26 protein-coding genes are annotated in these 24183 nt (G+C 62.7%); 9 read left to right on the forward strand and 17 right to left on the reverse strand.

The genetic code is table 11. From position 1 onward, the window contains the following. Positions 1-5 precede the first annotated feature (5 nt). The 3 genes from J4D28_RS14320 to J4D28_RS14330 all read right to left on the reverse strand — a co-directional run bounded on the left by J4D28_RS14320 (position 6) and on the right by J4D28_RS14330 (position 3826). The gene (locus tag J4D28_RS14320) at positions 6-1721 is read right to left on the reverse strand and encodes a proline--tRNA ligase (RefSeq protein WP_009047346.1); all 1716 of its coding nucleotides are present in this window, start codon (positions 1719-1721) and stop codon (positions 6-8) included. 129 nt (positions 1722-1850) lie between these two features. Next, the gene (locus J4D28_RS14325) at positions 1851-3428 is read right to left on the reverse strand and encodes an AmpG family muropeptide MFS transporter (protein ID WP_028681821.1); all 1578 of its coding nucleotides are present in this window, start codon (positions 3426-3428) and stop codon (positions 1851-1853) included. A 44-nt stretch (positions 3429-3472) separates the two neighbouring features. Then, positions 3473-3826, reverse strand: coding sequence for an MGMT family protein (locus tag J4D28_RS14330; protein WP_103331127.1), 354 nt, complete (start codon positions 3824-3826; stop codon positions 3473-3475). A gap of 164 nt (positions 3827-3990) precedes the next feature. On the opposite strand from J4D28_RS14330, the gene J4D28_RS14335 reads away from it, so the two are divergent. Continuing rightward, complete coding sequence (locus J4D28_RS14335; RefSeq protein WP_009047349.1) at positions 3991-4998, forward strand: DUF481 domain-containing protein; 1008 nt, start codon at positions 3991-3993, stop codon at positions 4996-4998. Between the two features lie 102 nt (positions 4999-5100). Here J4D28_RS14335 and J4D28_RS14340 read toward each other — a convergent pair whose 3' ends face one another. Both J4D28_RS14340 and J4D28_RS14345 read right to left on the reverse strand, forming a co-directional pair. Next, positions 5101-6519: a toxin-antitoxin system YwqK family antitoxin gene (locus tag J4D28_RS14340; RefSeq protein ID WP_039967765.1), complete on the reverse strand. Its 1419-nt coding sequence runs from the start codon at positions 6517-6519 to the stop codon at positions 5101-5103. A gap of 124 nt (positions 6520-6643) precedes the next feature. After that, positions 6644-6853, reverse strand: a complete 210-nt coding sequence (locus J4D28_RS14345; protein ID WP_002554837.1) for a cold-shock protein — start codon at positions 6851-6853, stop codon at positions 6644-6646. A 352-nt stretch (positions 6854-7205) separates the two neighbouring features. Between J4D28_RS14345 and dcd the strand changes: the two genes are divergently transcribed. Together dcd and J4D28_RS14355 are read left to right on the forward strand one after the other, a co-directional pair. Next, entirely contained in the window at positions 7206-7772 is a 567-nt protein-coding gene (gene dcd / locus J4D28_RS14350) for a dCTP deaminase (RefSeq protein ID WP_009047351.1), read from the forward strand. A 106-nt stretch (positions 7773-7878) separates the two neighbouring features. After that, on the forward strand, positions 7879-8085 hold the full coding sequence (locus J4D28_RS14355; protein WP_009047352.1) for a hypothetical protein: 207 nt from the start codon (positions 7879-7881) through the stop codon (positions 8083-8085). A gap of 77 nt (positions 8086-8162) precedes the next feature. On the opposite strand, the gene J4D28_RS14360 is transcribed toward J4D28_RS14355, so the two are convergent. The 7 genes from J4D28_RS14360 to J4D28_RS14390 form a co-directional block, all read right to left on the reverse strand. Beyond that, positions 8163-8927, reverse strand: a complete 765-nt coding sequence (locus J4D28_RS14360; protein ID WP_009047353.1) for an ABC transporter ATP-binding protein — start codon at positions 8925-8927, stop codon at positions 8163-8165. Positions 8928-8940: 13 nt separating this feature from the next. Continuing rightward, entirely contained in the window at positions 8941-10059 is a 1119-nt protein-coding gene (locus tag J4D28_RS14365) for a succinylglutamate desuccinylase/aspartoacylase family protein (RefSeq protein ID WP_009047354.1), read from the reverse strand. 20 nt (positions 10060-10079) lie between these two features. After that, entirely contained in the window at positions 10080-10790 is a 711-nt protein-coding gene (locus tag J4D28_RS14370) for an ABC transporter permease (RefSeq protein ID WP_009047355.1), read from the reverse strand. After that, entirely contained in the window at positions 10787-11515 is a 729-nt protein-coding gene (locus J4D28_RS14375; protein ID WP_009047356.1) for an ABC transporter permease, read from the reverse strand. Before J4D28_RS14375 ends, J4D28_RS14370 begins: the two co-directional genes overlap by 4 nt. 56 nt (positions 11516-11571) lie before the next feature. Continuing rightward, the gene (locus tag J4D28_RS14380) at positions 11572-12354 is read right to left on the reverse strand and encodes a transporter substrate-binding domain-containing protein (protein WP_009047357.1); all 783 of its coding nucleotides are present in this window, start codon (positions 12352-12354) and stop codon (positions 11572-11574) included. A 319-nt stretch (positions 12355-12673) separates the two neighbouring features. Then, a complete protein-coding gene (locus J4D28_RS14385) occupies positions 12674-15097 on the reverse strand; it encodes a penicillin acylase family protein (protein WP_009047358.1) in 2424 nt (807 codons plus the stop codon). Positions 15098-15282: 185 nt separating this feature from the next. Further along, positions 15283-15927: a glutathione binding-like protein gene (locus J4D28_RS14390; protein WP_009047359.1), complete on the reverse strand. Its 645-nt coding sequence runs from the start codon at positions 15925-15927 to the stop codon at positions 15283-15285. A 147-nt stretch (positions 15928-16074) separates the two neighbouring features. On the opposite strand from J4D28_RS14390, the gene J4D28_RS14395 reads away from it, so the two are divergent. Next, positions 16075-16635 carry a cysteine hydrolase family protein gene (locus J4D28_RS14395; protein WP_009047360.1) on the forward strand — a complete coding sequence of 187 codons (561 nt, stop codon included), beginning with the start codon at positions 16075-16077 and terminating at the stop codon, positions 16633-16635. Between the two features lie 119 nt (positions 16636-16754). On the opposite strand, the gene J4D28_RS14400 is transcribed toward J4D28_RS14395, so the two are convergent. The 4 genes from J4D28_RS14400 to J4D28_RS14415 form a co-directional block, all read right to left on the reverse strand. Further along, a complete protein-coding gene (locus tag J4D28_RS14400; protein ID WP_007923047.1) occupies positions 16755-16955 on the reverse strand; it encodes an SEC-C metal-binding domain-containing protein in 201 nt (66 codons plus the stop codon). Next, positions 16952-17446: an LEA type 2 family protein gene (locus J4D28_RS14405; RefSeq protein ID WP_009047361.1), complete on the reverse strand. Its 495-nt coding sequence runs from the start codon at positions 17444-17446 to the stop codon at positions 16952-16954. The genes J4D28_RS14400 and J4D28_RS14405 overlap by 4 nt, the downstream gene beginning before the upstream one ends. Positions 17447-17518: 72 nt before the next feature. Continuing rightward, positions 17519-17995, reverse strand: a complete 477-nt coding sequence (locus J4D28_RS14410) for a YchJ family protein (RefSeq protein WP_009047362.1) — start codon at positions 17993-17995, stop codon at positions 17519-17521. Positions 17996-17999: 4 nt separating this feature from the next. Next, positions 18000-18497, reverse strand: a complete 498-nt coding sequence (locus J4D28_RS14415) for a DUF6231 family protein (RefSeq protein WP_009047363.1) — start codon at positions 18495-18497, stop codon at positions 18000-18002. Between the two features lie 195 nt (positions 18498-18692). Here J4D28_RS14415 and J4D28_RS14420 point away from each other — a divergent pair, with 195 nt between their 5' ends. From J4D28_RS14420 to J4D28_RS14435, 4 genes are all read left to right on the forward strand, one after another. Beyond that, a complete protein-coding gene (locus J4D28_RS14420; protein ID WP_009047364.1) occupies positions 18693-19385 on the forward strand; it encodes an OmpA family protein in 693 nt (230 codons plus the stop codon). 102 nt (positions 19386-19487) lie between these two features. Then, a complete protein-coding gene (locus J4D28_RS14425; RefSeq protein ID WP_009047365.1) occupies positions 19488-20207 on the forward strand; it encodes an OmpA family protein in 720 nt (239 codons plus the stop codon). A 118-nt stretch (positions 20208-20325) separates the two neighbouring features. After that, complete coding sequence (locus J4D28_RS14430) at positions 20326-20604, forward strand: DUF1145 domain-containing protein (RefSeq protein ID WP_009047366.1); 279 nt, start codon at positions 20326-20328, stop codon at positions 20602-20604. Further along, the gene (locus J4D28_RS14435; protein WP_009047367.1) at positions 20597-21355 is read left to right on the forward strand and encodes a hypothetical protein; all 759 of its coding nucleotides are present in this window, start codon (positions 20597-20599) and stop codon (positions 21353-21355) included. Before J4D28_RS14430 ends, J4D28_RS14435 begins: the two co-directional genes overlap by 8 nt. Before the next feature lie 118 nt (positions 21356-21473). Here J4D28_RS14435 and J4D28_RS14440 read toward each other — a convergent pair whose 3' ends face one another. Next, positions 21474-21938: a CopD family protein gene (locus J4D28_RS14440; RefSeq protein WP_009047368.1), complete on the reverse strand. Its 465-nt coding sequence runs from the start codon at positions 21936-21938 to the stop codon at positions 21474-21476. 99 nt (positions 21939-22037) lie between these two features. On the opposite strand from J4D28_RS14440, the gene dinG reads away from it, so the two are divergent. Continuing rightward, the gene (gene dinG / locus J4D28_RS14445) at positions 22038-24182 is read left to right on the forward strand and encodes an ATP-dependent DNA helicase DinG (RefSeq protein ID WP_009047369.1); all 2145 of its coding nucleotides are present in this window, start codon (positions 22038-22040) and stop codon (positions 24180-24182) included. Position 24183 lies beyond the last annotated feature (1 nt).

The raw sequence follows: 24183 nt of genomic DNA on the forward strand, positions 1-24183 counted from the left end.
TGGTTTCAGCGACGGATACGGGCTTGGAGGAAGGACAGCACGTCAGCCACTGGCAGCGCTTGCGCCTCGGCTTCGGTACGGCTCTTGTATTCCAGGTTGCCTTCGGCGAGGCCGCGGTCGCTGACCACGATCCGGTGTGGAATGCCGATCAGTTCCATGTCCGCGAACTTGATGCCCGGGCTGGTCTTCTTGTCGCGGTCGTCCAGCAGCACTTCGAAGCCGGCGGCGGTGAGTTGCGCGTACAGCTTGTCGGTGGCTTCGCGAACCTGCTCGGTTTCATAGCGCAGCGGTACCAGGGCGATCTGGAACGGGGCCAGGGCGTCGCTCCAGATGATGCCGTTCTCGTCGTTGTTCTGCTCGATGGCCGCAGCCACCACGCGGGACACGCCGATGCCGTAGCAGCCCATTTCCAGGGTGACCGGCTTGCCGTTCTCGCCCAGCACTTCGCACTTCATCGCCTTGCTGTACTTGTTGCCCAGCTGGAAGATGTGCCCGACTTCGATGCCGCGCTTGATTTCCAGGGTGCCCTTGCCGTCCGGGCTCGGGTCGCCGGAGACGACGTTGCGCAGGTCGGCCACGGTTGGGACCGGCATGTCGCGTTCCCAGTTGAAGCCGAAATAGTGCTTGTCGTCGACGTTCGCGCCGATACCGAAGTCGCTCATCAGGGCCACGGAACGGTCGACGATGATTGGCAGCGGCAGGTTCAGCGGGCCCAGGGAGCCGGCGCCGGCGCCGATGGCGTCACGCAGTTCGGCTTCCGAAGCCATGACCAGCGGGCTGGCGACGCCAGGCTGGTTGGCGGCCTTGATTTCGTTCAGCTCGTGGTCGCCACGGATGATCAGGGCGATCAGCTTGCCGGCTTCCTCGGCGTGCACCACCAGGGTCTTGACGGTCTTTTCGATCGGCAGGTTGTAGCCTTCCACCAGCTGCGCGATGGTTTTCGCGTCAGGGGTGTCGACCAGGCGCAGTTCTTCGCTCGGCGCCGGACGCGAGGTTTCCCGTGGCACGGCTTCGGCTTTCTCGATGTTCGCCGCGTAGTCAGAGCCGTTGCTGAAAACGATGTCGTCTTCGCCGGACTCGGCCAGTACGTGGAATTCGTGGGAGCCGGCGCCGCCGATGGAGCCGTTGTCGGCTTCGACCGGACGGAATTTCAGGCCCAGGCGGGTGAACACGTTGCAGTAGGCCTGGTGCATGCGGTCATAGGTGATCTGCAGCGATGCCTGGTCGGCGTGGAAGGAGTAGGCGTCCTTCATGATGAACTCGCGACCGCGCATCAGGCCGAAGCGTGGACGGATTTCATCGCGGAATTTGGTCTGGATCTGGTACAGGTTGATCGGCAGCTGCTTGTAGCTGCTCAGCTCGTTGCGGGCCAGATCGGTGATCACTTCTTCGTGGGTCGGGCCGGCGCAGAAGTCGCGACCGTGGCGATCCTTGAAGCGCAGCAGTTCAGGGCCGTACTCCTCCCAGCGACCGGATTCCTGCCACAGTTCAGCCGGCTGGGTGCTCGGCATCAACACTTCAAGCGAGCCGGCGGCGTTCATTTCTTCACGAACGATGGCTTCGACCTTGCGCATCACCCGCAGGCCCATCGGGAGCCAGGTGTACAGGCCCGAGGCCAGTTTGCGGATCATGCCGGCGCGCAGCATCAGCTGATGGCTGATTACGACCGCATCGGAAGGCGTTTCTTTCTGTGTGGCGAGCAAAAATTGACTGGTGCGCATGGTAGGCCGTTGTCGGTTGCTGAAGACTAGAAATGACGAAGCATTGTACGGGCGAGAACCGTTGGCGTACAGGATTGCGGCCGGGGGAGGTCGGGGCGCCGGATGAATGCCGGTATGCCCCGGGGTTTCCTAGGGTTCTTCGCTGATCGCAGTAGCGGGTGGAGGCGCGGGTGGCGTGGCTTCGGGCGCTTGCGGCGGTTCGGCGCGGCGGCTTTCCTGGAACCAGTGCAGGGCGATCAGGATCAGGGTCGGCACGCCGAGCAGAGCGGTGATCAGGAAGAAGTCGTGATAGCCGAACTTTTCCACCATGACCCCCGAATAACCGCCGATCAGGCGCGGCAACAGCAGCATGATCGAGCTGAGCAGGGCGTACTGGGTCGCCGAGAACTTCAGGTTGGTCAGGCTCGACAGGTAGGCGACGAAGGCCGAGGTGGCCAGGCCCGAGCTGAAGTTGTCCAGGGAAATGGTCACCACCAGCATCTGCAGGTTGGGGCCCATGTCGGCCAGCATCAGGAACAGCAGGTTGGTCGCGGCCGAGGCGGCGCCGCCGATGAACAGGATCGGCAGGATGCCGAAGCGCACGATCAGCAGGCCGCCCATGCCGGCGCCGACCAGGGTCATGATCAGGCCGAAAATCTTGCTGACGCTAGCGATCTGGTCCTTGGTGAAGCCCTGGTCGATGTAGAACACGTTGGCCATCACGCCCATCACTGTGTCCGACATCCGGTAGGTAGCGATCAGGCCCAGCAGCAGCAGGGCTTGCCAGCGGTAGCGCAGGATGAAGTCGTTGACCGGCGTCAGCACCGGGGCCAGGCCGCGGCGACCCATGGCCGACAGGCACAGCGCGGTCAGAATGGTGTAGAGAATGGCGCGCAGGAACGCCCGGTCTTCCAGCAGCAGGTCCAGCAGGCTGACACCTTCGAACAGCACGCTGGCGAAGTCGGTGTTGTACAGCTGGGTGAACATCGCCGGCACGGACACCAGCAGCACGATCAGCACGAATACCGACACCAACTGGTGCAAGAAGCTGTAGCGCCCGGCCGACAGCTGGGTGCGCAGCGGCACCGGCGGTTCGCGCATGAACAGGGTGGTCAGCAGGGCCGGGATCATCAGCACGCCGAACAGCACATAGGTGCCGGTCCAGGCCGAGTGCTTGTAGCTGAAACCGGTGGAGCCGAAACCTTCGGCAAAGAACAGGGCGCCAGCGGTGGCCAGCAGGGCGGCGACGCGGTAGCCGGACATATAGGCGGCGGCCAGGGCAGCCTGGCGGCTGTCTTCGGCGATTTCCAGGCGGTAGGCGTCCACCGCGATGTCCTGGGTGGCCGAGGCAAAGGCGACGATAACGGCAATGGCGATCAGCCAGGACAGGTGCTTTTGCGGATCGCAGAAACCCATGCCGATCAGCCCGAGCAGCACCAGCGATTGCGACAGGACCAGCCAGGAGCGGCGGCGTCCGAGTTTGCCCAGCAGGGGCAGGCGCCATTGGTCGAGCAAGGGCGACCAGACCCATTTGAAGGCGTAGGCCAGGCCGATCAGGCTGGCGTAGCCAATGGTCTCGCGGGCCACACCGGCTTCGCGCAACCAGACTGAAAGTGTCGAAAACACCAGCATGTAGGGCAGGCCGGCGGCGAAACCAAGCAGCAACAGCACGAGCGTCGAGGGGCTGGCATAGGCGGCGAGCGCGGCGCGCCAGGTTTTACGGGGCATGGGCTGGAGTCTGCCTCAAGAATTACGGAAACAAAGCGCGCACTCTAACCGCTGTGCTCTACCGGACGCCAGCCATGGCGCCGAATATCCACACGATTGTTCAGGATCGAGACACCTTCCATACGCAGTCGCGCGCGCTGTTCGTCGCCCGATGCACTGCCCACGGGCAGGCTGATGCGCCCGCCCGCGCCCAGTACACGGTGCCAGGGCAGGGTAGTGTCGGCGGGCAACCGGCTGAGGGTACGTCCCACCCAGCGTGCGGCGCGACCCAGGCCCGCCATTTCCGCCAGTTGTCCATAGCTGACTACCTTGCCTTCCGGGACCTGGGCCAGGGTCAGATAGAGCGCCGTGCGTCGGATTTCGGCGGGGCTTTGGTCGGTGTCGAGCGGTTCGATCACGTTCGGGTTTCCTGATGCAGGCCTGTAAACCGTCTGTAGGACAAAGGGTTTATTAACCGTTGAGGATTGAACTCACTATAGATAGTCGAGTCAGTCCCTACCTGAGGTTTTATTCATGTGGATAATGCCGGTTTTTTTCGCAAACTCGAGTCCTGTATCTGTTTATGTTGTCCAGAACCCTGTTGTGCCTTGCCGTTTTCAGTACCTCCACACCTTTACTCGCCGATACCGTCTGGTTGAAGAACGGTGACCGTCTGACCGGCAAGATCAACGTGTTCGATGGTGGCAAGTTACTGATCCAGACCGAGTATGCCGGGGCCATCCCGATCGACTGGAAGCAGGTCAAGACGCTGGAGAGCGATCAGGAGCTGCTGGTCAAGCAGGATGCCTACACCGGCGAGAAGGCCAAGTCCCTGCACGCGGCGGAAGACGGCAAGGTTACCCTGGCCAATGGAGAGACGCCGAAGACCGTCGAACTGGCGAGCATCCAGCAGATCATGAAGCCCAAGCCAGTGGTCGAGGATCTGGTGTGGAAGGGCAATGTCGACATGGCGCTGGACTATCAGCGGGCGGAAAAGGACACCGACGACTACGACATCGACTTCAAGACCTCGGCGCGCCACGGCAAATGGCGACACACGGCGGAAGGCGAGTACAACCGCGAATTCCAGAACGATGTCGTCACCACCGACAACTGGCGCGCCGAATACGCGCTGGACCGCTTCCTCACCGATAAGTGGTTCTGGCAAGGGCGGCTGAACTACAAGCGTGACAAGGTCGAGGATCTGGCCCGCCAGCGTGTGGTGGGTACCGGCCCGGGTTACCAGTTCTGGGATAACGAACTGGGGGCGTTCTCCCTGGGTTCGCTGCTCAACCGCACCGACTACGAGTACAAGGATGGCGGCAAAGACAACTTCTATTCCCTGGCCATGAAGTGGGACTACAACCGTTACCTGATTGGCAAGCGGGTCGAGCTGTTTACCAATGGCGAGGTGGGCAGGCCGCTGTCCAATATTGCCGATTACGCCCTGGATGCCGAAATCGGCCTGCGCTACAAGGTCACGGAGTGGGCGTCGCTCAACCTCAAGGCCGAACGGGACATCATCAGTGGCACCAAGGAGAGCGATCTCAACAAGACCCGTTACACCGCGGGGTTTGGCGTCGCCTGGTAAGCTCACAGGCCCTGAAATGAAGAAGTCCCGCGGTTTGCACCGGCGGGACTTTTTTGTTTGGCAGCGCAAGTGCTGTCTCAATAGCGCTGTGTCATGCCCGGCTCAACTGCATGCGCCTTGACGGGCGCCTGTCTGGTACTGGCATTCGCTCTGCAGGCTGCCGTCCTGGTTCCAGAGGCGCATCCAGCCATGCTCTTTGCCATCCAGGTAATCCGTAGATGATTCCATCTGACCGTTTTCGTACCAGGTAACGGCAGGGCCTTCGAGTTTCGCGTCCTTGTAGATCTTGTGATCCTTGAGCTGGCCGTTGTCGTACCACGCCTTGAAGTCGCCCTGCTCGCGATGCTGTTCATCCCATTGCCACTGGAGGGTTTGCGCGCCCTGTTCGTTCCAGAGGGCATAACTGCGCTGGGTGCCGTGTTCGTCGTTGAATTGTTTCTGCTTTACCTTGCCGTTGGGGTGGTACTGGATTTGCCAGCCCACGGGCTGGTTGTCGACGAAATCGACTGTGCTTTCCAGGGTGCCGTCAGGGTAGTAGGACAGGCTCGGGCCGACTTTCTTGCCGGCAACGAACTGTCCGCTGTCTTTGATCTGGCCATCCGGGTAGTAGCTGATAGCTGGGCCGTCCGGCAGATCTGTACGGTAGCTGATGCGCCCGACCCGCTTGCCGTTCTCGTCGTACTCCAGGTATTCGCCGTCGACGCGTTTGCCCTGGCGCCAGTTGTAGGAGTCGGCGACTTTGCCATTGTCGTGATAAGTGCTCTGCCAGCCCTCGAGGAGACCGTCCCGATAGTTCGAGCGTTTAACCACGACACCGCTCTCGGAGTAGGTCAGCGCCTCGCCCTGGCGTTTGCCATTGAGGTCATAACCAACGCTGTGGCGGACCTGTCCGTCCGGGTAGTAGGTTTTCGAGGCGTGAACAGCCTTGCCCGAAACGAAGTCCTCGGCGCTGACGAAATAGTCCCGGCGCAGGGTGCCTGACTCGACGTAGAAGATTTTTGCGTTCCAGGCCTTTTGCCGGTCGTCGTAGCTCATCGGCATCGTCAGGAAATACGAGGCCTGGCCTTGGCCTGTCGGCGCATAGTGTTCGTCGAGGTAGAGCTTGCCGTCGACCAGGGAGGCTGTCAGTTCAGCGCACTCCTGGGCGGTGCAGGGCCGCACTTTTTCGAAAAAGGCTCGTTTTCCGTCGCAGTCTGAAAGTGTCAGCAAAAGTGGGGTCTGGTCATCGATCAACTGCTGGATTTCTTCCAGGACCTGGCCGAACGACTCCGCGGGGATGCCTGAGGATTCCGGCGTGAGGTAAACCTCGTTGCTGCCGCAACGATGGGCGCTGGAAAGCTCCAGCAGCACTGCGCGCCGCAACTCGGGTTGTTGTGTCGAGTCCTTGGCAATGTAGCTGGTGTTGCTGTCCATGCCGACGATGACCGTTGGATGGTCGGGGCGAGGTGTGGCGTTGAGTGCGAGAGGGAGGGCGAGTGTGAGCACCGCTGCGCTCAACAACTTCCAGTGTCTGAACGGCATCCTGCTATTTCCATATGATTGTCCGAGGGGGCGGATCATATAGCGTGGGTGCCATTAAGCAAAAACATCCGGGCACAAAAAAGCCCCGCTTTGAGGGCGGGGCTTTTTACTGTTTCAGTACAAGTTAGATAACTTGAACTTCTTCAGCTTGCATGCCTTTCTGACCGCGGGTAGCGATGAAAGAAACCTGTTGGCCTTCTTTCAGGCTTTTGAAGCCGTCGGATTGGATAGCTTTGAAGTGTACGAACAGGTCGTCACCGGATTGTGGAGTGATGAAGCCGAAGCCTTTTTCATCGTTGAACCACTTAACGGTACCGGTTTGGCGATTAGACATGGTGTATCTCCTTGGACAAAGTTAACTGCGACTCAGGAAAAGCCCTGGCCGAGACTGAGTGCAAAGAGCAGGAAAAATTCTTGGAGATGGTTGGATCGAAATTCAACATCGTGTAGAGATTCTCAGTGACACAAGCAGCACAGTGGCGCCACCTTAACCCTTTTTCCGGAACCTGCCAATGTTCTTTGCCAAGGATTCGCGCTTTTAGTGACTGGCGGTGCCGTACATAGCCTCCAGCCCGCAAGTATTGCGGCTTTCAGCGAGAAAAGCGGTGCAGACTTTGAACCCGCAGGCGCACCCCGGTAAGATGCCGGACAGATTTTTTCCACCTCGCTATTTCAGGACACCCGCCATGAGCATCAAATCGGACAAGTGGATTCGCCGCATGGCGCAAGAGCACGGCATGATCGAACCTTTCGTGGAGCGCCAGATGCGTGGCGAAGGCTCGGATCGGCTGATTTCCTTCGGTGTCTCGAGCTACGGCTACGATGTGCGTTGCGCCGATGAGTTCAAGGTGTTCACCAACATCAATTCGGCCACCGTCGATCCGAAAAACTTCGACGCCGGCAGCTTCGTCGACATCAAGAGCGACGTGTGCATCATTCCACCCAACTCCTTCGCCCTGGCCCGCACCGTCGAGTACTTCCGCATTCCGCGCAACGTGCTGACCATCTGCCTGGGTAAAAGCACCTACGCCCGTTGCGGCATCATCGTCAACGTCACCCCTCTCGAGCCTGAGTGGGAAGGCCATGTGACCCTGGAATTCTCCAACACCACCACCTTGCCGGCGAAGATCTACGCCAACGAAGGCGTGGCGCAGATGCTGTTCCTGGAGTCCGACGAAGAGTGCGAAGTGTCCTACAAGGACCGTGGCGGCAAGTACCAGGGCCAGCGTGGCGTGACCCTGCCGCGTACCTGACTCCGTCGTCTGACGAATAGCGGGAATTCCTCAGCGGGCAGATACTCTAACCAGAGGACTGCCCCGGTTTGCGCACAGCGGACCGTGCTTAGCTCAGGAGTGCCCCATGAAGATCGATCCGCTTATAAGCGCCACACTTGCCAGACTTGAGCCCAATCAGGTCGGCGTCCTGGCCTGGTCACTGCTGGCGCACCCCAGTGTGGCAGGCGGCATTCCCGGTCAGCCCGACCCGGATACCCCGCAACCCGCCGAGCCGAACGAACCAGGCGAGCCGACCTTGCCGGACGAGCCGCCTCCCGCTCCTGTCGCCTGATTGACGCCACCCTCAGAAAAAGGCCAGCCCGCCGAACCTCATCGAAGTTCCGGCGGGCTGGCCTTTATCCATAGGGCTTACTTCAGGTTGCCGCTGAGGAACTGCTGCAAGCGCTCGCTCTTCGGATTGCCCAGCACCTCTTCCGGCGCGCCTTCCTCTTCCACCAGGCCCTTGTGCAGGAACAACACCTGGCTCGACACCTTGCGGGCGAAACTCATTTCATGGGTGACCATGATCATGGTCCGGCCTTCCTCGGCCAGGCCCTGGATCACCTTGAGCACTTCGCCCACCAGTTCCGGGTCGAGGGCCGAGGTGGGTTCGTCGAACAGCATCACTTCCGGCTCCATCGCCAACGCCCGGGCAATCGCCACCCGCTGTTGCTGGCCACCGGAGAGAAAGGCCGGGTACTGGTCGGCCACCCGGGGGAGCAGGCCGACCTTGTCCAGGTAGCGCCGGGCGCGCTCCTCGGCGTCCTTCTTGCTGACGCCCAGCACCCGGCGCGGGGCCATGGTGATGTTCTCCAGCACCGTCATGTGGCTCCACAGGTTGAAATGCTGGAACACCATGGCCAGGCGCGTGCGAATCCGCTGCAGTTCGTCGGCGTCGGCCACGTGCATGCCGTGGCGGTCCTTGACCATGCGGATCGGCTGGCCGTCCAGGCTCATGGCGCCGTCGTCCGGGGTTTCCAGGAAGTTGATGCAGCGCAGAAAGGTACTTTTACCCGAGCCGCTGGCGCCGATCAGGCTGATCACGTCGCCGGTCTTCGCCTTGAGCGAAACACCTTTGAGCACTTCATTGTCGCCGTAGCATTTATGCAGGCCTTCAATGGTCAGTTTGTACATGGGGCATGCATCCTCAAGGCGAAAGTAGGTAGCCGCTGCGATAGGCTTCGCGGCCGGCGACATGGGCGATCACCATGCCGGCCGTGGCCATGCGGCGCAGCGAGCGGGCGTAGAGCAGGCCGGCGCAGCTGCAATGAACGGGGGTGACGCGATCGTTGATCGGGTCGATGACTTCGGCCACCTGTTGCCCGGCTTCCAGGTACTCCCCGGGCAGGGCGGTGAACACCAGCAGGCCGCCCACGGGCGTGGCCACCGGCTCCACGCCGGCCAGCGGGGTGGCCGGGTAGGGCAGATCGGGCAGGGGCGGAGCCTCGCCGGCGATGGCGCCGAAATGGCCCAGGTAATCCAGTATGGCCTGGCAATCCCGGCTGGCCAGGTTGTGGTTGACGTCGCCCTGGCCGCGCAGCTCGACGGTGACCGAGAAGCTGCCCAGGGGAATGGCGAAGCGCTCGCCGAAACGCTGCTGCAATTGCCACCAGAGCAGGGTGAAGCATTCGTCGAACGACTGGCCGCCGGAGTCGGTGGCCAGCAGGCTGGCTTGCGAGCCGATATAGCGGGCCAGCGGCTCGACCTGCGGCCAGGCCTCGGGCGTGGTGTACAGATGGGTTACGGCTTCGAAATCGCAGTGCAGGTCCAGCACCATGTCCGCGTCGCAGGCCAGGCGCTGCAAGGCCAGGCGCTGGGACTGCAACTGAGTGCCGGCGGTCTGCCGGGCCAGGGCGTCGCGCAGGCTGGCGCGGATGATTTCGCGGTTGTGCCGTGGGTCGTCGCCCAGTTGGCCTTCGATGTCGTTGCCGACTTCTTCGCCGAGGTCGAGGAACCAGCGGTTGAAGTTCTGCCCGCTTTCCAGCTCGTAGCGGCCCAGCGGCACGTCCATCAACACCTGTTCCAGGCCGGCCGGGTTGGCCACCGGCACCAGGACGATTTCGCTGCGCAGGCGGCCCTGGGCCTCCAGTTCCGCCAGGCGCGCCTTGAGGTGCCAGGCCACGAGCATGCCCGGCAGTTCATCGGCGTGCAGCGACGACTGGATGTAGATCTTGCCTTCGGCCCGCTCGGGGCCGAAGTGAAAGCTGTGGATCTGGCGCGAGGTCCCCGGCACCGGGGCGAGCAGATCATGAGTCTGTTGGCGCATGGATGATGATTTGCCTTGTTCTAGTGGGTCGGCCCGAGGAAGGCCAGCCAGCGGCGTTCGGCGAGACGGAACAGGCCGACCAGCGCGAAGGTCACGGTGAGGTAGATCAGCGCGGCGATGCCGAAGGACTCGAAGGTCATGAAGGTTGCCGAGTTGGCGTCGCGGGCGACTTTCAGCACATCCGGGATGGTCGCGGTGAAGGCCACGGTGGTCGAGTGCAGCATCAGGATCACTTCGTTGCTGTAGTAGGGCAACGAGCGGCGCAGGGCCGAGGGCATGATCACGTAGGCGTACAGTTTCCAGCCGCTGAGGCCGTAGGCCTTGGCCGCCTCGACCTCGCCATGGGCCATGCTGCGGATCGCCCCGGCGAAAATCTCCGTGGTGTAGGCGCAGGTGTTCAGGGCGAAGGCGAGGATGGTGCAGTTCATCGCGTCGCGAAAGAACGCATCGAGCATGGGCTGGGCACGGACCGCGGCGATGCTGTAGATCCCGGTGTAGCAGATCAGCAGCTGGATATAGAGCGGCGTGCCGCGAAACAGGTAGGTGTAGAACTGCACCGGCCAGCGTAGGTAGAGCTTGGGCGAGACCCGGGCGATGGACAGCGGGATCGACACCAGGAAACCGATGAAGATCGAGGCGCTGAGCAGCCACATGGTCATCGCCAGGCCGGTGACGTTGTAGCCGTCGCTGTAGAGGAAGGGTCTCCAGTATTCCTGCAGGAGCTCGATCATCGCACCGCCTCCCGCGAGCCCGCGGCATAACGGCGTTCGAGCCAGCGCAGGACAATGTTGGAGGCGCTGGTGATGACCAGGTAGATCAAGGCCGCCAGTACCAGGAAGTAGAACAGCTGGTAGGTGCTCTTGCCGGCATCCTGGGCCGCCTTGACCAGGTCGGCCAGGCCGATGATCGACACCAGCGCGGTGGCCTTGAGCATCACCATCCAGTTATTGCCGATACCCGGCAGGGCAAAACGCATCATCTGTGGAAACACCACGAAGCGAAAACGCTGGCCACGCTTGAGGCCGTAGGCGGTGGCGGCTTCGATCTGCCCGCGCGGCACGGCGAGGATGGCGCCACGGAAGGTTTCGGTGAAGTACGCCCCATAAATGAAGCCCAGGGTGATGACCCCGGCGCTGAACGGGTCGATCTCGATGTATTCCCATTCCATGAAGTTGGTGAAGGTGGTCAGCCAGGTTTGCAGGCTGTAGAAAATCAGCAGCATCAGCACCAGGTCCGGTACGCCGCGGATCAGCGTGGTGTAGAGCTGGGCGGGCAGGCGCAGCAGGCCCAGCTGCGAGAGTTTGGCGCTGGCGCCGAGCAGGCCGAGCAGGACGCTGAGTAACAGCGACAATACCGAGAGTTTGATGGTCATCCAGGTGCCTTCCAGCAACAACGGACCGAACCCCTTGAGGCTGAAGGCGGAAAGCCCAAGGGTTTGCAGAAGTTCTTCGAACATAAATCAGAGACCTGTGGCGATAAAAAAGGCGCCCATCGAGGATGGGCGCCAGGACCTTATTTACCGCTGTAGAGATTCAGATCGCCAAAGTGCTTTTTCTGAATGGTGGCGTAGGTGCCATCGTCGTGTAACGCTTTGATACCTTTATCCAGAAGGGCCTTGAGCTCTTTGTTACCTTTGGAGATACCGATAGCTGTCTTGGACGGCAGCAGCGGGCTGTCCACCGGTTTGCTCACCTCGTAGTCGGCGCCCTGTGGCGACTTCAGGAAGCCCAGTTCGGCTTGCAGCATGTCCTGGATCGACGCATCGAGGCGCCCGGAAATCAGGTCGGCATACACCTGGTCCTGGTTCTGGTAGGCCTGGGTCTTCACCCCGGCCTTGTCCAGCACGGCCTTGGCGTAGGCTTCCTGGATAGTGCCCTGCTCGTAGCCGACGGTTTTGCCCTTGAGCGATGCGGTGTCTTCGGTCAGGCCGGAACCTTTCTTGAACACGAAGGAAGTCGGGCCGGAGAACAGTTCGTTGGAGAAGTCGATGACTTTCTCGCGGGCCGGAGTGACGGTCATGGACGAGATCACGCCGTCGAATTTATTGGCTTTGAGGCCCGGGATCATGCCGTCGAAGTCGCTTTCGACCCATTTGCACTTGACCTTCAGTTCGGCACAGATGGCATTGCCCAGATCGATGTCGAAGCCGACCAGGCTGCCATCGGCGGCCTTGGATTCAAAAGGTGCGTAGGACGGGTCAACGCCGAAGCGCAGTTCCTTGTATTCCTTGGCCAGCGCGGAACCGGCGGCCATGCAGAGAGCCAGTGCAGAAAGGGTCAGCAATGCTTTTTTCATTATTAAATCCCTAAAAACCAATATGAGCGCTTGTGGCGCATTAGTACTGTTACTGCAACGCGTCAGACTTAATGAAAGTAGCAATTTCCGAACCAGAGTCCCGAACAACTGTTTTAAAAGGTGGTGCCAGAGCCTGCCGTGCGTCGGCCGCGCCCCAAAAAAGAGCGTGTGGGAAGCCTTGCATCAATAGGGCGCGTGGGCGATTTCGCGCAGGAAAGGGCGCGGCTGCCGGGAGCGTGGCAGGCCTGGATCGGCGAGGGGAGTGAAGCGTTACCGGGCTCAAGCCCGCCCCTTGTGGAGAGGGGCGGGCTGGCCGGTGTTACTTGCCTGGCGCCAGGGTCAGGCGGGTCTTGCCGTAGAGGCGGTCGAAGTTCTGCGGTTGCAGCGGCAAGCTCAGGTACTGGCCCTTGAGCCAGGCGTCGATGCCATTCAGGTAGTTCGGGCTGGCCGGGTTGCCCGACTGGCCGCTGCTGTTGATGACGCTCAGCGGTTCGCTCTGGCCGAAATCGACGATCAACCGTAGCGCCGGCGCCTCGGTCACCGTGAAGTCCTGGCCCCAGCGGTACGGCGAGCTGTTCAGGGTGCTGTGATCGCCACCGGCCTGCAGCGGCCCGCGAACGACCTGGCCATTGGCGTTCTTCCAGTGGTAGCTGTGCAGCTTGCCCCACTGCCAGGCCCTGCGGTCGCCACCCAGCTGGCTTTCACCGGCGCTGATGGCGGCGGCCAGGCTGCGGGCGAGGATCGCCGGCTTGTCTTCTTTCTGTGGGGTGCGGCTGTCATCCCAGAACGGGCTGTCTTCCTGGCCCAGCAAATGGTCGGCCTGGGCCGAGTAGGACAGCGCGCTGTTGGCCACCAGGGCCTTCCAGGCCGGGCTGGATTCCGAACCCAGTTTGTCGAGGAAGATCTGCCGGGCGCTTTCCTGCAGGAACAGCTCATAGATCGCCGCATCGGCCGATACCGGGCTGAGTTTGCCGTCGAACGCCATCAGGCGGCTGTAGGCCTCGCGGGCCTTGCTGCGCTCGGCTTCGGGCAGGGCGTCGATGGCTTTCTTCAGGGGCTGCGCCATGCCGGGGGCTTCGAACATCTTCTTCAGCTTGGCGGCGAAGGGGGTGGTCTGGTCGTACTGCATGGCGATCATGCTGCGGCCGTCGTGCTTGCCGCTGCCGGCCAACTCGGCCAGGCGTTCGCCACGCTCGGGGTAGTACCAGGAGTTGGACAGCTGCATGCCATAGCCGTGGGGGATGATCCGCTGGTTGGCGGTGCCCAGCCAGCCCTGGGCCGGGTCCTGGTCATAGGGGTGGAGCATCGGGTCGGCATAGCCGTCCCAGTCGTAACGGCCTTCCCAGCCCGGCGACGGCAGCAGGCCTTCGCCTTCACGGCGGTTGGGGAAGCGGCCGGTGACCTGCCAGCCGATATGGCTGGCATCGGCGAACAGCATGTTCAGGCCGATAGCGCGGATCTCGCGGCTGGCGTCGGAGGCTCGCTCCACGTTCTGCGCCCGCGACAGGTCGAAAAACGCGTCCAGGCTCTTATCGTCCTTGAGGTCCGGCTGTTGCAGGGCCAGGCCGTAGCCGCCGCTCAGGTTGCTGGCGCTGTTGAGCAGGGCGCCGTGACGGGTTTCATAGACCACCTCGCGAATCGGCCGCTGGCCTTTGACGAAGTAGGTTTCGTTGCGCACCACGGCCGGCAGCCATTTGCCATTGGCTTCGTAATACAGCGCATTGCCCTGGCGCTTGAGTTTTTCCAGGAACAGGTCCTGGTTGTCACCGGCGACCGAGGTCATGCTCCAGGCCACCTTGCCGTTGAAGCCCTGGATGATCATCGGCAGGCCGGCGATCGAGGCGCCCGCGGCCTGGTACTTGGGCGCGCGGATCTGCACCAGGTTCCATGCCGGCGAGTGGCTGTCGGCGGCCAGCAGGCTTTTGCCGCTGCGGCTGCGCTGGGGAGCGATGGCCCAGTTGCTGGCGCCGGCGATGCTCAGCGGGTTGAGTTCGCCAAGCTTGCCGGCGGCGGCACTGATTTCGCTCAAACCCGGGACATTCAGATTGAGGCCCTTGAGCTTGTCGCTCTCGGCCAGCGGCAGCGCTTCGTCCGGGTAGCTCGGGGTCAGCCAGGCGAGCTTGTCGGCGCCAACTTTCTGCGCCAGCACCAGGGCGTTGATTTCTTCCGGCAGGTTGGCCGACTGGCTGAAGTTCAGCAGGCAAAAGATCAGCGCCGAATCTTCCGGTTTCCAGTATTCGGGCTTGTAGCCGGTGGCGGCCAGGTCTGGCGGCAGCTTGTCGCGGTAGCGGAACAGGTAGGCGTTGACCCCGCGGGCGTAGACCTCGAAGAAGCGCTTGATCCTCGGGGACGAGGCTTTGTACAGCTCGCCGGCACTGTTCTTCAGGTTGACCGCGCGCATGTAGCGGTCGATGTCCAGAACGTCGGCACCGGACATCTCGGCCAGCCGGCCCTGGGCCAGCAGGCGCAGGGTCACCATCTGGTTGATCCGGTCGCTGGCGTGCACGTAACCCAGGGCGAACAGCGCATCGTGGAAGGTGCTGCTTTCGATCAGCGGCATGCCCATGGCATTGCGCCGGACCGAAACGTTCTGGGCCAGGCCCTTGAGCGGTTGCACGCCGGAGGTCGGCGGCAGGCTGTCCTGGGTGTTCCATGACTGGCAACCGGCCAGGCTGAGAACGCCGGCCACTGCCGCGGCAACGCCGAACCGGGGAAGAAAATGTGAGAAGGCTGGCGAGGCCATGGCAAAGCTCCTGCGGGGGGGTAGCGTCGATAAAGGCGCTACGTTAGTGAGCAGGCGAGTGCCGCGCAAGCGGGGGCTGAGAGTATTTCTGCGTTGCCGGATAAATAGCCCGCGCCGGCCGTTCGGTAGTTGCCCGGAACAGAGCAGCCACCGCTGTTTGCCGGCCGGCAGTGGACTATCGGGCCTCAGGATTTGGGTGGGTTGATCCGGGCGGCGATGGCATAGGCGCGCGCGGTCGCGGGGCGATCGAGGATGCGGTTGAACCAGCGGTGCAGGTTGGGGAAGTCTTCCAGATTCTGGCTTTGCCACTTGTGGGAGACGATCCACGGATAGATCGCCATGTCGGCGATGCTGTATTCGCTGCCGGCGACGAAATCGCGGTCCGCCAGGCGTCGGTCCAGCACCCCGTACAAGCGCGCGGTTTCATCGACGTAGCGTTTGATCGCGTAAGGGATTTTCTCCGGGGCGAACTGGCTGAAATGGTGGTTCTGCCCGGCCATCGGTCCCAGGCCGCCCATCTGCCAGAACAGCCACTGCAAGGCTTCCTGGCGTCCACGCAGGTCCTTGGGCAGGAACTGCCCGGTCTTTTCCGCCAGGTACAGCAGAATCGCCCCGGACTCGAACAGCGACAGCGGCGCACCGCCATCGGCAGGCTGATGATCGACGATGGCGGGGATCCGGTTGTTCGGCGCGATCTTCAGGAACTCGGGCTTGAACTGCTCGCCCTGGCCAATGTTGACCGGGTGCACGCTGTAGGGCAGGCCGGTTTCCTCGAGGAACAGGGAAATCTTGTGGCCGTTGGGGGTGGTCCAGTAATACAGGTCGATCATGGGACTCTCCAGGTAAACGAAGGACATTCTGTTACGGATAGCCAACAGTGGTATTCGGTGGTCCGGTCTACGTTCGACGGCTTGCCTGTCTGGAGAGGTGATGTTGAAGTGCGTGGAATTCAATGACCCGACACGAGAAAAGTCAGCATGGAGCTTCAGACCAATGCAGCGCTGATCCTGATCGATCAGCAACAGGGCATCCTGCACCCCAGGCTCGGGCGGCGTAACAACCCCGAGGCCGAGGAGCGCATCGCCGAGTTGCTGGCTTACTGGCGCCAGACCGCGCGGCCGCTGATCCATGTGCAGCACCTGTCGCGCAGCGAGCAGTCGGTGTTCTGGCCGGGGCAGTCGGGGGTGGAGTTTCAGCAGCGGTTCATGCCGCAGGGCGCTGAGGCGGTGATCCAGAAGCAGGTGCCGGACGCCTTCTGCGCCACGCCCCTGGAGGCCGATTTACGCAAGTCCGGGATCGGCCAACTGGTGATTGTCGGTGTGGCGACCCACAACTCGGTGGAATCGACGGCGCGGACCGCCGGCAATCTGGGGTTCGATACCTGGGTGGTGGAAGACGCCTGCTACACCTTCGACAAGGTCGACTTTTTCGGTCAGGCCCACAGCGCCGAGGAGGTGCATGCCATGTCGCTGGGCAACCTGCATGGCGAGTATGCGACGGTGATCGATTCGAGACAGATCCTGCAACGCGATCTGTAGGAGCGAAGCTTGCTCGCGATGCAGGCGACTCGGTTAATCGAGTTGATCTCATCGCGAGCAAGAGCTAGGCGCCCCCTTGCTCCTACATAGAAGCAGGACAAAGACACAGCATTACGGCATCAGGCGCCGTGGCACTTCTTGAATTTCTTGCTGCTGCCGCATGGGCAAGGGTCGTTGCGGCCGACATCTTTCAAGGCGTTGCGCACCGGCTCCTGGTGAGCGTGGTTGCAATGCGGACCGTGAACATGGCCGTGATCGTGATCGTGGTGGTCATGATCGTGGTTGCAGTCAGGGCCATGGACATGGGGTTGCTGGGTCATCGAGGTTGCTCCGGAATAAAATCGGCGGGAATTATCTCGCCTTTGCGCGCCAGGTGCACGTCATGGCCGATGAATAATCCGGTTTCCAGCAAACCGTCCAGGCGATAGGGGATCGGTTGCTGCGGTTCCTTCAGCCATTTCACCACCTGGCGTATCTGCGGCCACAGGTTGGTGCGCACGGGGACCTGGAAGTAGGCGCTGTGCTTGGGGCCGATGGTGAACCAGTGTTCATGTTCCCCCTCCGCCAGCAACACGTCGCCGAGATGAATCCGGTACTCCAGGGCGCGGACGGTCAGGTCGGCATCGTTGGGGTTGTCGACGCGAAAGTGCAGGCGCAAACGCTGCTCCAGCAAATTCGCCTTGATCACCTCGACCTTGACCAGGTGCACCTGCGGGTCGAGGGTGTTGTCGACGAACCACGAGGCACAGCCTGAAAGCGCCAGCACCGTGAGCAGTCCGAAGGTCCGTAGTGCGCGCAGCTGAACGACCATGGCGTTACTCCGTTTGAACTCCCAGTCTAGCAACCGCGGAGCGCACGCGAGGACAGGCTCAGGGGAGGGGATTCAGCTGGCGAAATAGCTGGCGCAACACTTCTTGAATTTCTGCCCGCTGGCGCAGGGGCAGGCATCGTTGCGGCCGGCCTTGAGTTGCACGGTCGGGTCGATGAAATACCAGTGCCCGCTGTTCTGCACGAAGGAGGAGCGTTCGCGATGGCTGTGTTCGCCATGGCTGTCGTGCCAGCGTGCGGTGAAGGTGACGAAGGCGTGTTCCGGCTGGCCGCCGAAGACTTCCGAGCTTTCGACTTCCAGGCCCAGCCAGGTGCTCTGCGCGCTCCAGTCGCTGATGGACTGGCGGTCCAGGCCGCTCTGTTGTGCCGGCAGCGTGGTGGCCACCAGGTAATCCACCAGGCCCAGCACGTAGGCACTGTAGCGCGAGCGCATCAGGGCCTCGGCGCAGGGCGCGGGGTGGCCGGCATGGTAGTGGCCGCAGCAGGCGTCCAGCAGGTTGCCACTGCCGCAGGGACAAATAGAGGTACTCATCGCATTACCACCAGTACTTTCCGAAGTTTTCCGGATTCGCCCAGAACCTGGAGTTGAGCCAGTCGGGCACTTGTTTGTATTCAAGCAGATCGTAGGTGAACAGGGTCAGGACCTGTTCGTCGCGCTGGAAACGTTCGCTGGCCTGCAGGGCCAGGGAGAAAAAGTCGGTCTCCTTCCAGCCGCAGGCATTCAGGTCGGCCAGTACCGCGATGCGGCTGGCGTTGAGGTTGCGGATCCCGCCGAGCAGGTTCAGGCCGTCGCGCTTGGGCAGATGCTCCAGGCAGTCGACCGCCAGCGCCAGGTCGAAACGGCGCGCCGCCAGTTCAGCCGGCAACGGGCCGGGCGCGGTCTGGGCGATGACGGTTTCGGGGTGAGCCTGGCGAAAAGCCTCCAGGGCCGGAAACCCGCTGGCACCGATCAGCAGCAGCTGTCGTGGGGCGTAGCGGTCGAGCAGGGCGGCCAGGGCCTGCTGGGGCGTGCGCGAAGAAATACCTGCGGTCATCGAAGTTCCTCAATCTTTGAGTGGCAAAGACTAGCCTGCCCGGACCCGCGGGCCTAGAGCCGTTTTGTCTGAAATGACAGCCGTTCCTGGGCAAATCCAGGGGCAAAGCCCGCCAGCCTGATGCTGGCGGAGATTTAAAGCCAGGTCTTTACTCCCCCAATCGGTTCTAAGCCGATTCCCTCAGGAGATAACTAGATGAGCATAGTTCGGACAGCATTACCCTTGGTTCTGCTAACCAGTGTGTTGACTGGTTGCGCAGGTTTGCAGAAAACCGATTGGCCGACCTGCGCTGCTGTCGGGGGTGTCGGTGGGGCTGCGTTGGGCGCGATTGAAAGCTCGTCCTGGGCGGGATACGGCGCCTTGCTGGGCGCCGGCGTCGCGGCCGGTTATTGCTGGGTGCATGGAGATGGCGACGAAGACGGCGATGGCGTGCCGGACAGCCGCGACAAGTGCCCTGGCACGCCTAAAGGCGTGCAGGTGGACGCCAACGGTTGCCCGCCAGAGCCTGTAGCCGTGGTCGAGGAAGTGGTGGTGGTCAAGGAAGAGACCATTGTCATCCGCGACGTGCACTTCGAATTCGACTCGGCCAAATTGACGGCCGCCGACAAAGCCAAGCTCGACACCATCGCCACGCGCCTGAAACAGGAAGCCCCGAGTGCGCAGTTGCGCGTGACCGGGCACACCGACAGCGTGGGCAGCGATGCCTACAACCAGCGCCTCTCGGAAAAACGCGCGCGTTCGGTGACCGAGTACCTGATCAGCACGGGCGTACCCCGCAGCAGTTTCGTTTCGGTAGTCGGTGCCGGCGAGAGCCAACCGGTCGCGGATAACAAGACCGCCGACGGCCGGGCGATGAACCGGCGCACGGAAATCAAAATCAACCGCTGATTGCCAGGCGTGATTGCCTGGCATGGGCGGCTTGTGCAGCCGCCCATGCGGGTCTTTACTCCTGTGTGACCGGTATGGGCCGGTGACACAGGAGCATTCATGATGAGTCTTCTCGCGCGAGCCGCCTTGCCGGTTCTACTGCTCGGCAGCCTGCTCACAGGCTGCGCTACCCACAGCGACGGCACTGCCCCCCTCAACCAGCGTACGTGGCCAATCTGCAGCCTGCTCGGCGGCCTGGTGGGCGGTGGCCTGGGCGCCATTGAAAGCGGTGGCTGGGCCGCGGGTGGCGCGGCGCTCGGCCTGGTGACCGGTGGCTTGATCTGCTATGCCCAGGATGGCGACAAGGACGATGACGGCGTGTTCGACCGCCGTGACCGTTGCCCGGATACCCCGGCCAATACCCCGGTCGACAATCGTGGCTGCCCGTTGCCGCAATACCCGGCCGCACCCGCAGCCGAGCCGGCGGCGCAATCCGAGGTGATCACCCTCAGCGATCAGGGCGATGTGCTGTTTGCCTTCGACTCGACGGAACTGACACCCGAAGCGCAAAACCAGCTGCAGGGGCTGCTGGCCAAGCTTCAGGGTGCCGACGTGCAGAGCATCAAGGTGGTCGGCCACACCGACAGCCAAGGGACGGATGAATACAACCAGAAACTGTCCGAACGCCGCGCCAGCAGCGTCGTCGCATTCCTCTTGAGCCAGGGCCTGGCACCGGACAAACTGACCAGCCAGGGCAAGGGCGAGAGCGAGCCGGTCGCCGACAACGCCACCGAAGAAGGGCGGGCGCAGAACCGTCGGGTGGAGCTGCATATTCAGCGTTGATCACCAGGCGCCAGGGCGGCTTGGCAGGGAGCGGCGGGAGAATTTTCGCCGCCCTCTGGCTTATGCCTCGCCGAAGTCGTTACTGTGCGCGCAAAGAAAAACTCGCAAAGGGGGGCATATGAAGGTGTTTTGGGGGCTGGGCAAGTTGTTGACGCTGCTGTTCTGGTTGCTGGTGCTGGTCAATCTGGTCATCCCGCTGATCAATCCGATTCATCTGTTGATCAATCTGGCAGGCAGCCTGTTGCTGCTGACCCACCTGATGGAGCTGCTGCTGTTCAACGGCAGCCTCAAGGGCCGCGCCCACCCTTGGCGAGATCGCCTGCAGATTCTCCTGACCGGCATTTTCCATCTGCAGACCTTCAAGGCGGCGAAGCCCGCGGAGGTCGGCCATGCGTAAGCTCTGCCTGCTCGCCGTGCTATGCAGCCCACTGGTCCAGGCCCAGGTGGTGACGGTCGAGACCAACTCCCTGATGCGCCTGCCCAACACCACCAGCAGCCTGCAACTGGAGCGCCTGGAAGTGGCCGACTACGGCACCTTGCTGATTCCGTCCACGGTTACCGAGGTCAAGGTCGGCGAGCTGCGCCTGGGGCGTGAAGCGCGGATCGCTATCGTTCCGGCCGAACAGAGCCTGCTGCTGAACGTCGACCATGCCGACCTGGAGGCTGGTAGCCAGATCACCTCCCGCGGGGCTCCGGGGACTTACCAGAAGGCGGCCAAACCCGGGCGCAACCTGAATCTGCGTATCGCCTCGCTGCAGGCCGGGGAACTCTCGGTGGATGCACGCGGCGGCACCGGCGCGCCGGGTTATGTCGGCCTCGATGGCGCCAACGGCGAAGAGCCGGGGTGCACCTGGGGCCAGGCCGGGCGTGGCGCCGATGGCGACAACGGCGGTGACGGTCAGCCGGGGGCGGCGGGTGCCCAGGTGCGGGTCGAGCTGCCGCGCGATTACCCGGCAGAGCAGATCAAGGTCTGGGTCGATGGCGGGGCCGGCGGTGTGGCCGGTGCGGGCGGCAAACCCGGGGCTGGCGGCAAGTCCAAGGGCTGCTTTGTCTATCGCGCCGACGGTGGCAAGAGCGGCCGTCCTGGCGCCGAAGGCCATCCAGGGCCGGCAGGCCCCGCGGGTTCGGTCACGGTACAGCGCCTGTAAACAGTCCTTAAATAGGTGGTGCTGATTCCAGCGCCATCGCGGGCAAGCCTCGCTCCTACAGGGGGGTGTTGTCTGTAGGAGCGAGGCTTGCCCGCGATGCTTCTCCCGCTATCCGCCTTTAGAACATCGGCCGGGCCGCCGCCACGGCCACCAGCAACAAGCCAATGATCAGATTGATCCCCACCAATTTCCGAATATTGCCCAGGGTCGTGGCCCCCGCCGGCCAGTCCTCGGCCGCCACCGCCTGGCGCAGCGCTGGCAGCTGCAACGACTGGATCCGGATAAACAGCGCGGTCATCACCACATACAGGCCCATCATCACCTGCACATAGCGCGGCGCGGTCTCGAAGCCGCTGAACCGCAGGTGGATCAGGCCGACACCACTGATCGGCAACAGCACCACCGCGACCCAGACCCAGACGAAAAACCGTGGGAACACTTCTGCCCACAGCTTCAACCGCGCCGGCCCCTCAAGGGCGGCCACCGCCGCGGGACGCAACACCATCCAGGCGAAAAACATGCCACCGACCCAGACCAGGGCGGCCAGGACATGCAGGGTGTAGGCAAGGGCAAAGGCTGTCATTCGGGTACTCCGTTCTGCGCGGGATGAATTAGCGGGGTATGATAGCGGCCGATCCGAACCACTGAAAATTTATCCAGCGTTTCTCGCGCCCGAAGAATCATGATCAGCAACGAACTCAAAACCACGATCCAGGGCGCCTACTCGCGTTTTCTCGAAGCCAAGAGCCTGAAACCGCGTTACGGCCAGCGCCTGATGATCGCCGAAGTGGCCAAGGTCCTGGGCGATGTCGACACCGACGACGAAGGCCGGCGTTCCGGCGACCCGGCCGTGGTGGCCGTGGAAGCCGGCACCGGTACCGGCAAGACCGTGGCCTACAGCCTGGCGGCGATCCCGACCGCCAAGGCCGCCGGCAAGCGCCTGGTGATCGCCACCGCCACCGTCGCCCTGCAGGAGCAGATCGTCTACAAGGATCTGCCCGACCTGATGCGCAACAGCGGGCTGAACTTCACCTTCTCCCTGGCCAAGGGCCGTGGTCGCTACATGTGCCTGTCCAAGCTCGACATGCTGCTGCAGGAAGGCCACGCGCAAACCGCCACCGCCCAGCTGTTCGAAGAAGAAGGCTTCAAGATCGAGGTCGACGAGGCCAGTCAGAAGCTGTTCACCAGCATGATCGAGAAGCTCGCCGGCAATAAATGGGACGGTGACCGCGACAGCTGGCCCACCGCCCTGGAAGACGCCGATTGGGCGCGCTTGACCACCGATCACAGCCAGTGCACCAACCGCCATTGCCCGAACTTCGGCCAGTGCGCCTTCTACAAGGCCCGCGAAGGCATGGGCAAGGTCGACGTGATCGTCACCAACCACGACATGGTCCTGGCCGACCTGGCCCTGGGTGGTGGCGCCGTATTGCCGGACCCGCGCGACACCCTCTATGTGTTCGACGAAGGCCACCACCTGCCGGACAAGGCCATCGGCCACTTCGCCCACTACACCCGCCTGCGTTCCACCGCCGACTGGCTGGAACAGACCGCCAAGAACCTCACCAAGCTGCTGGCCCAGCACCCGCTGCCGGGCGACCTGGGCAAGCTGATCGAGCAGGTGCCGGAGCTGGCGCGGGAGATCAAGACCCAGCAGCAGTTCATGTTCACCGCCTGCGAGCAACTGGCCGACTTCAAGACCGGCGAAGACATGGAAGGCCGCGAGCGGCCGCGCCATCGTTTCGTCGGCGGGCTGATCCCCGACCATATGCGGGAAATGGGCATCGAACTGAAGAAAGGCTTCTCGCGCCTGACCGACCTGTTCACCCGCCTGACCGACTTGCTCAAGGAAGGCATGGACGGCGAGGTCAACATCGGCATCGCCAGCAACCAGGCCGAGGAGTGGTACCCACTGTTCGGCAGCCTGTTGTCCCGCGCCTCGGGCAACTGGGAGCTGTGGACCGCCTTCACCACCGAAGACCCGGAAGACAACCCACCGATGGCGCGCTGGCTGACCCTGGCGGAAAGCGGCTCACTGTTCGACATCGAGGTCAACGCCAGCCCGATCCTCGCCGCGGAGATGCTTCGTCGGAACCTGTGGAACGTGGCTTATGGCGCGCTCGTGACCTCCGCCACCCTGACCGCCCTGGGTACCTTCGATCGCTTCCGCATGCGTGCCGGGCTGCCGAAAAAGGCCGTGACAGCGGTGGTGCCCAGCCCCTTCCATCATGCCGACGCCGGGGTGCTGCGGGTCCCCGACCTGCGCGCCGACCCGCGGGATGCGCCGGCCCACACCGCGGCGATCATCCGCGACCTGCCGGAACTGGTGGAAGGCTCGCGGGGCACCCTGGTGCTGTTCTCGTCGCGCAAGCAGATGCAGGACGTGTTCGACGGCCTCGACCGCGACTGGCGCAAGCAGGTGTTCATTCAAGGCAACCTGTCGAAGCAGGAAACCCTGAACAAGCACAAGGCGCGGGTCGATGGCGGTGATTCCAGCGTGCTGTTCGGCCTGGCCAGCTTCGCCGAGGGCGTGGATTTGCCTGGTGCCTACTGCGAGCACGTGGTGATCGCCAAGATTCCGTTCTCGGTGCCGGACGATCCGGTGGAGGCCGCGCTGGCCGAGTGGATCGAAGCCAGGGGCGGCAACCCGTTCATGGAAATCTCGGTGCCGGACGCCTCGCTCAAGCTGGTCCAGGCCTGCGGCCGCCTGCTGCGTACCGAGCAGGACCGCGGCACCATCACCCTGCTGGACCGGCGCCTGGTCACCCAGCGTTATGGCAAGGCTATCCTCAATGCGTTGCCGCCGTTCCGCCGGGAAATTTCCTGAG

The sequence above is a fragment of the Pseudomonas sp. GW531-T4 genome (assembly GCF_017349615.1).
GTDB lineage: Bacteria > Pseudomonadota > Gammaproteobacteria > Pseudomonadales > Pseudomonadaceae > Aquipseudomonas > Aquipseudomonas chlororaphis_I.

What these genes read in the sequence shown, in the direction of transcription:
- J4D28_RS14320 (WP_009047346.1), bottom strand. Translation starts at nt 1,721, where the DNA reads ATGCGCACCAGTCAATTTTTGCTCGCCACACAGAAAGAAACGCCTTCC.
- J4D28_RS14325 (WP_028681821.1), bottom strand. Translation starts at nt 3,428, where the DNA reads ATGCCCCGTAAAACCTGGCGCGCCGCGCTCGCCGCCTATGCCAGCCCC.
- J4D28_RS14335 (WP_009047349.1), top strand. Translation starts at nt 3,991, where the DNA reads ATGTTGTCCAGAACCCTGTTGTGCCTTGCCGTTTTCAGTACCTCCACA.
- J4D28_RS14340 (WP_039967765.1), bottom strand. Translation starts at nt 6,519, where the DNA reads ATGCCGTTCAGACACTGGAAGTTGTTGAGCGCAGCGGTGCTCACACTC.
- J4D28_RS14345 (WP_002554837.1), bottom strand. Translation starts at nt 6,853, where the DNA reads ATGTCTAATCGCCAAACCGGTACCGTTAAGTGGTTCAACGATGAAAAA.
- dcd (WP_009047351.1), top strand. Translation starts at nt 7,206, where the DNA reads ATGAGCATCAAATCGGACAAGTGGATTCGCCGCATGGCGCAAGAGCAC.
- J4D28_RS14355 (WP_009047352.1), top strand. Translation starts at nt 7,879, where the DNA reads ATGAAGATCGATCCGCTTATAAGCGCCACACTTGCCAGACTTGAGCCC.
- J4D28_RS14360 (WP_009047353.1), bottom strand. Translation starts at nt 8,927, where the DNA reads ATGTACAAACTGACCATTGAAGGCCTGCATAAATGCTACGGCGACAAT.
- J4D28_RS14365 (WP_009047354.1), bottom strand. Translation starts at nt 10,059, where the DNA reads ATGCGCCAACAGACTCATGATCTGCTCGCCCCGGTGCCGGGGACCTCG.
- J4D28_RS14370 (WP_009047355.1), bottom strand. Translation starts at nt 10,790, where the DNA reads ATGATCGAGCTCCTGCAGGAATACTGGAGACCCTTCCTCTACAGCGAC.
- J4D28_RS14375 (WP_009047356.1), bottom strand. Translation starts at nt 11,515, where the DNA reads ATGTTCGAAGAACTTCTGCAAACCCTTGGGCTTTCCGCCTTCAGCCTC.
- J4D28_RS14380 (WP_009047357.1), bottom strand. Translation starts at nt 12,354, where the DNA reads ATGAAAAAAGCATTGCTGACCCTTTCTGCACTGGCTCTCTGCATGGCC.
- J4D28_RS14385 (WP_009047358.1), bottom strand. Translation starts at nt 15,097, where the DNA reads ATGGCCTCGCCAGCCTTCTCACATTTTCTTCCCCGGTTCGGCGTTGCC.
- J4D28_RS14390 (WP_009047359.1), bottom strand. Translation starts at nt 15,927, where the DNA reads ATGATCGACCTGTATTACTGGACCACCCCCAACGGCCACAAGATTTCC.
- J4D28_RS14395 (WP_009047360.1), top strand. Translation starts at nt 16,075, where the DNA reads ATGGAGCTTCAGACCAATGCAGCGCTGATCCTGATCGATCAGCAACAG.
- J4D28_RS14400 (WP_007923047.1), bottom strand. Translation starts at nt 16,955, where the DNA reads ATGACCCAGCAACCCCATGTCCATGGCCCTGACTGCAACCACGATCAT.
- J4D28_RS14405 (WP_009047361.1), bottom strand. Translation starts at nt 17,446, where the DNA reads ATGGTCGTTCAGCTGCGCGCACTACGGACCTTCGGACTGCTCACGGTG.
- J4D28_RS14410 (WP_009047362.1), bottom strand. Translation starts at nt 17,995, where the DNA reads ATGAGTACCTCTATTTGTCCCTGCGGCAGTGGCAACCTGCTGGACGCC.
- J4D28_RS14415 (WP_009047363.1), bottom strand. Translation starts at nt 18,497, where the DNA reads ATGACCGCAGGTATTTCTTCGCGCACGCCCCAGCAGGCCCTGGCCGCC.
- J4D28_RS14420 (WP_009047364.1), top strand. Translation starts at nt 18,693, where the DNA reads ATGAGCATAGTTCGGACAGCATTACCCTTGGTTCTGCTAACCAGTGTG.
- J4D28_RS14425 (WP_009047365.1), top strand. Translation starts at nt 19,488, where the DNA reads ATGAGTCTTCTCGCGCGAGCCGCCTTGCCGGTTCTACTGCTCGGCAGC.
- J4D28_RS14430 (WP_009047366.1), top strand. Translation starts at nt 20,326, where the DNA reads ATGAAGGTGTTTTGGGGGCTGGGCAAGTTGTTGACGCTGCTGTTCTGG.
- J4D28_RS14435 (WP_009047367.1), top strand. Translation starts at nt 20,597, where the DNA reads ATGCGTAAGCTCTGCCTGCTCGCCGTGCTATGCAGCCCACTGGTCCAG.
- J4D28_RS14440 (WP_009047368.1), bottom strand. Translation starts at nt 21,938, where the DNA reads ATGACAGCCTTTGCCCTTGCCTACACCCTGCATGTCCTGGCCGCCCTG.
- dinG (WP_009047369.1), top strand. Translation starts at nt 22,038, where the DNA reads ATGATCAGCAACGAACTCAAAACCACGATCCAGGGCGCCTACTCGCGT.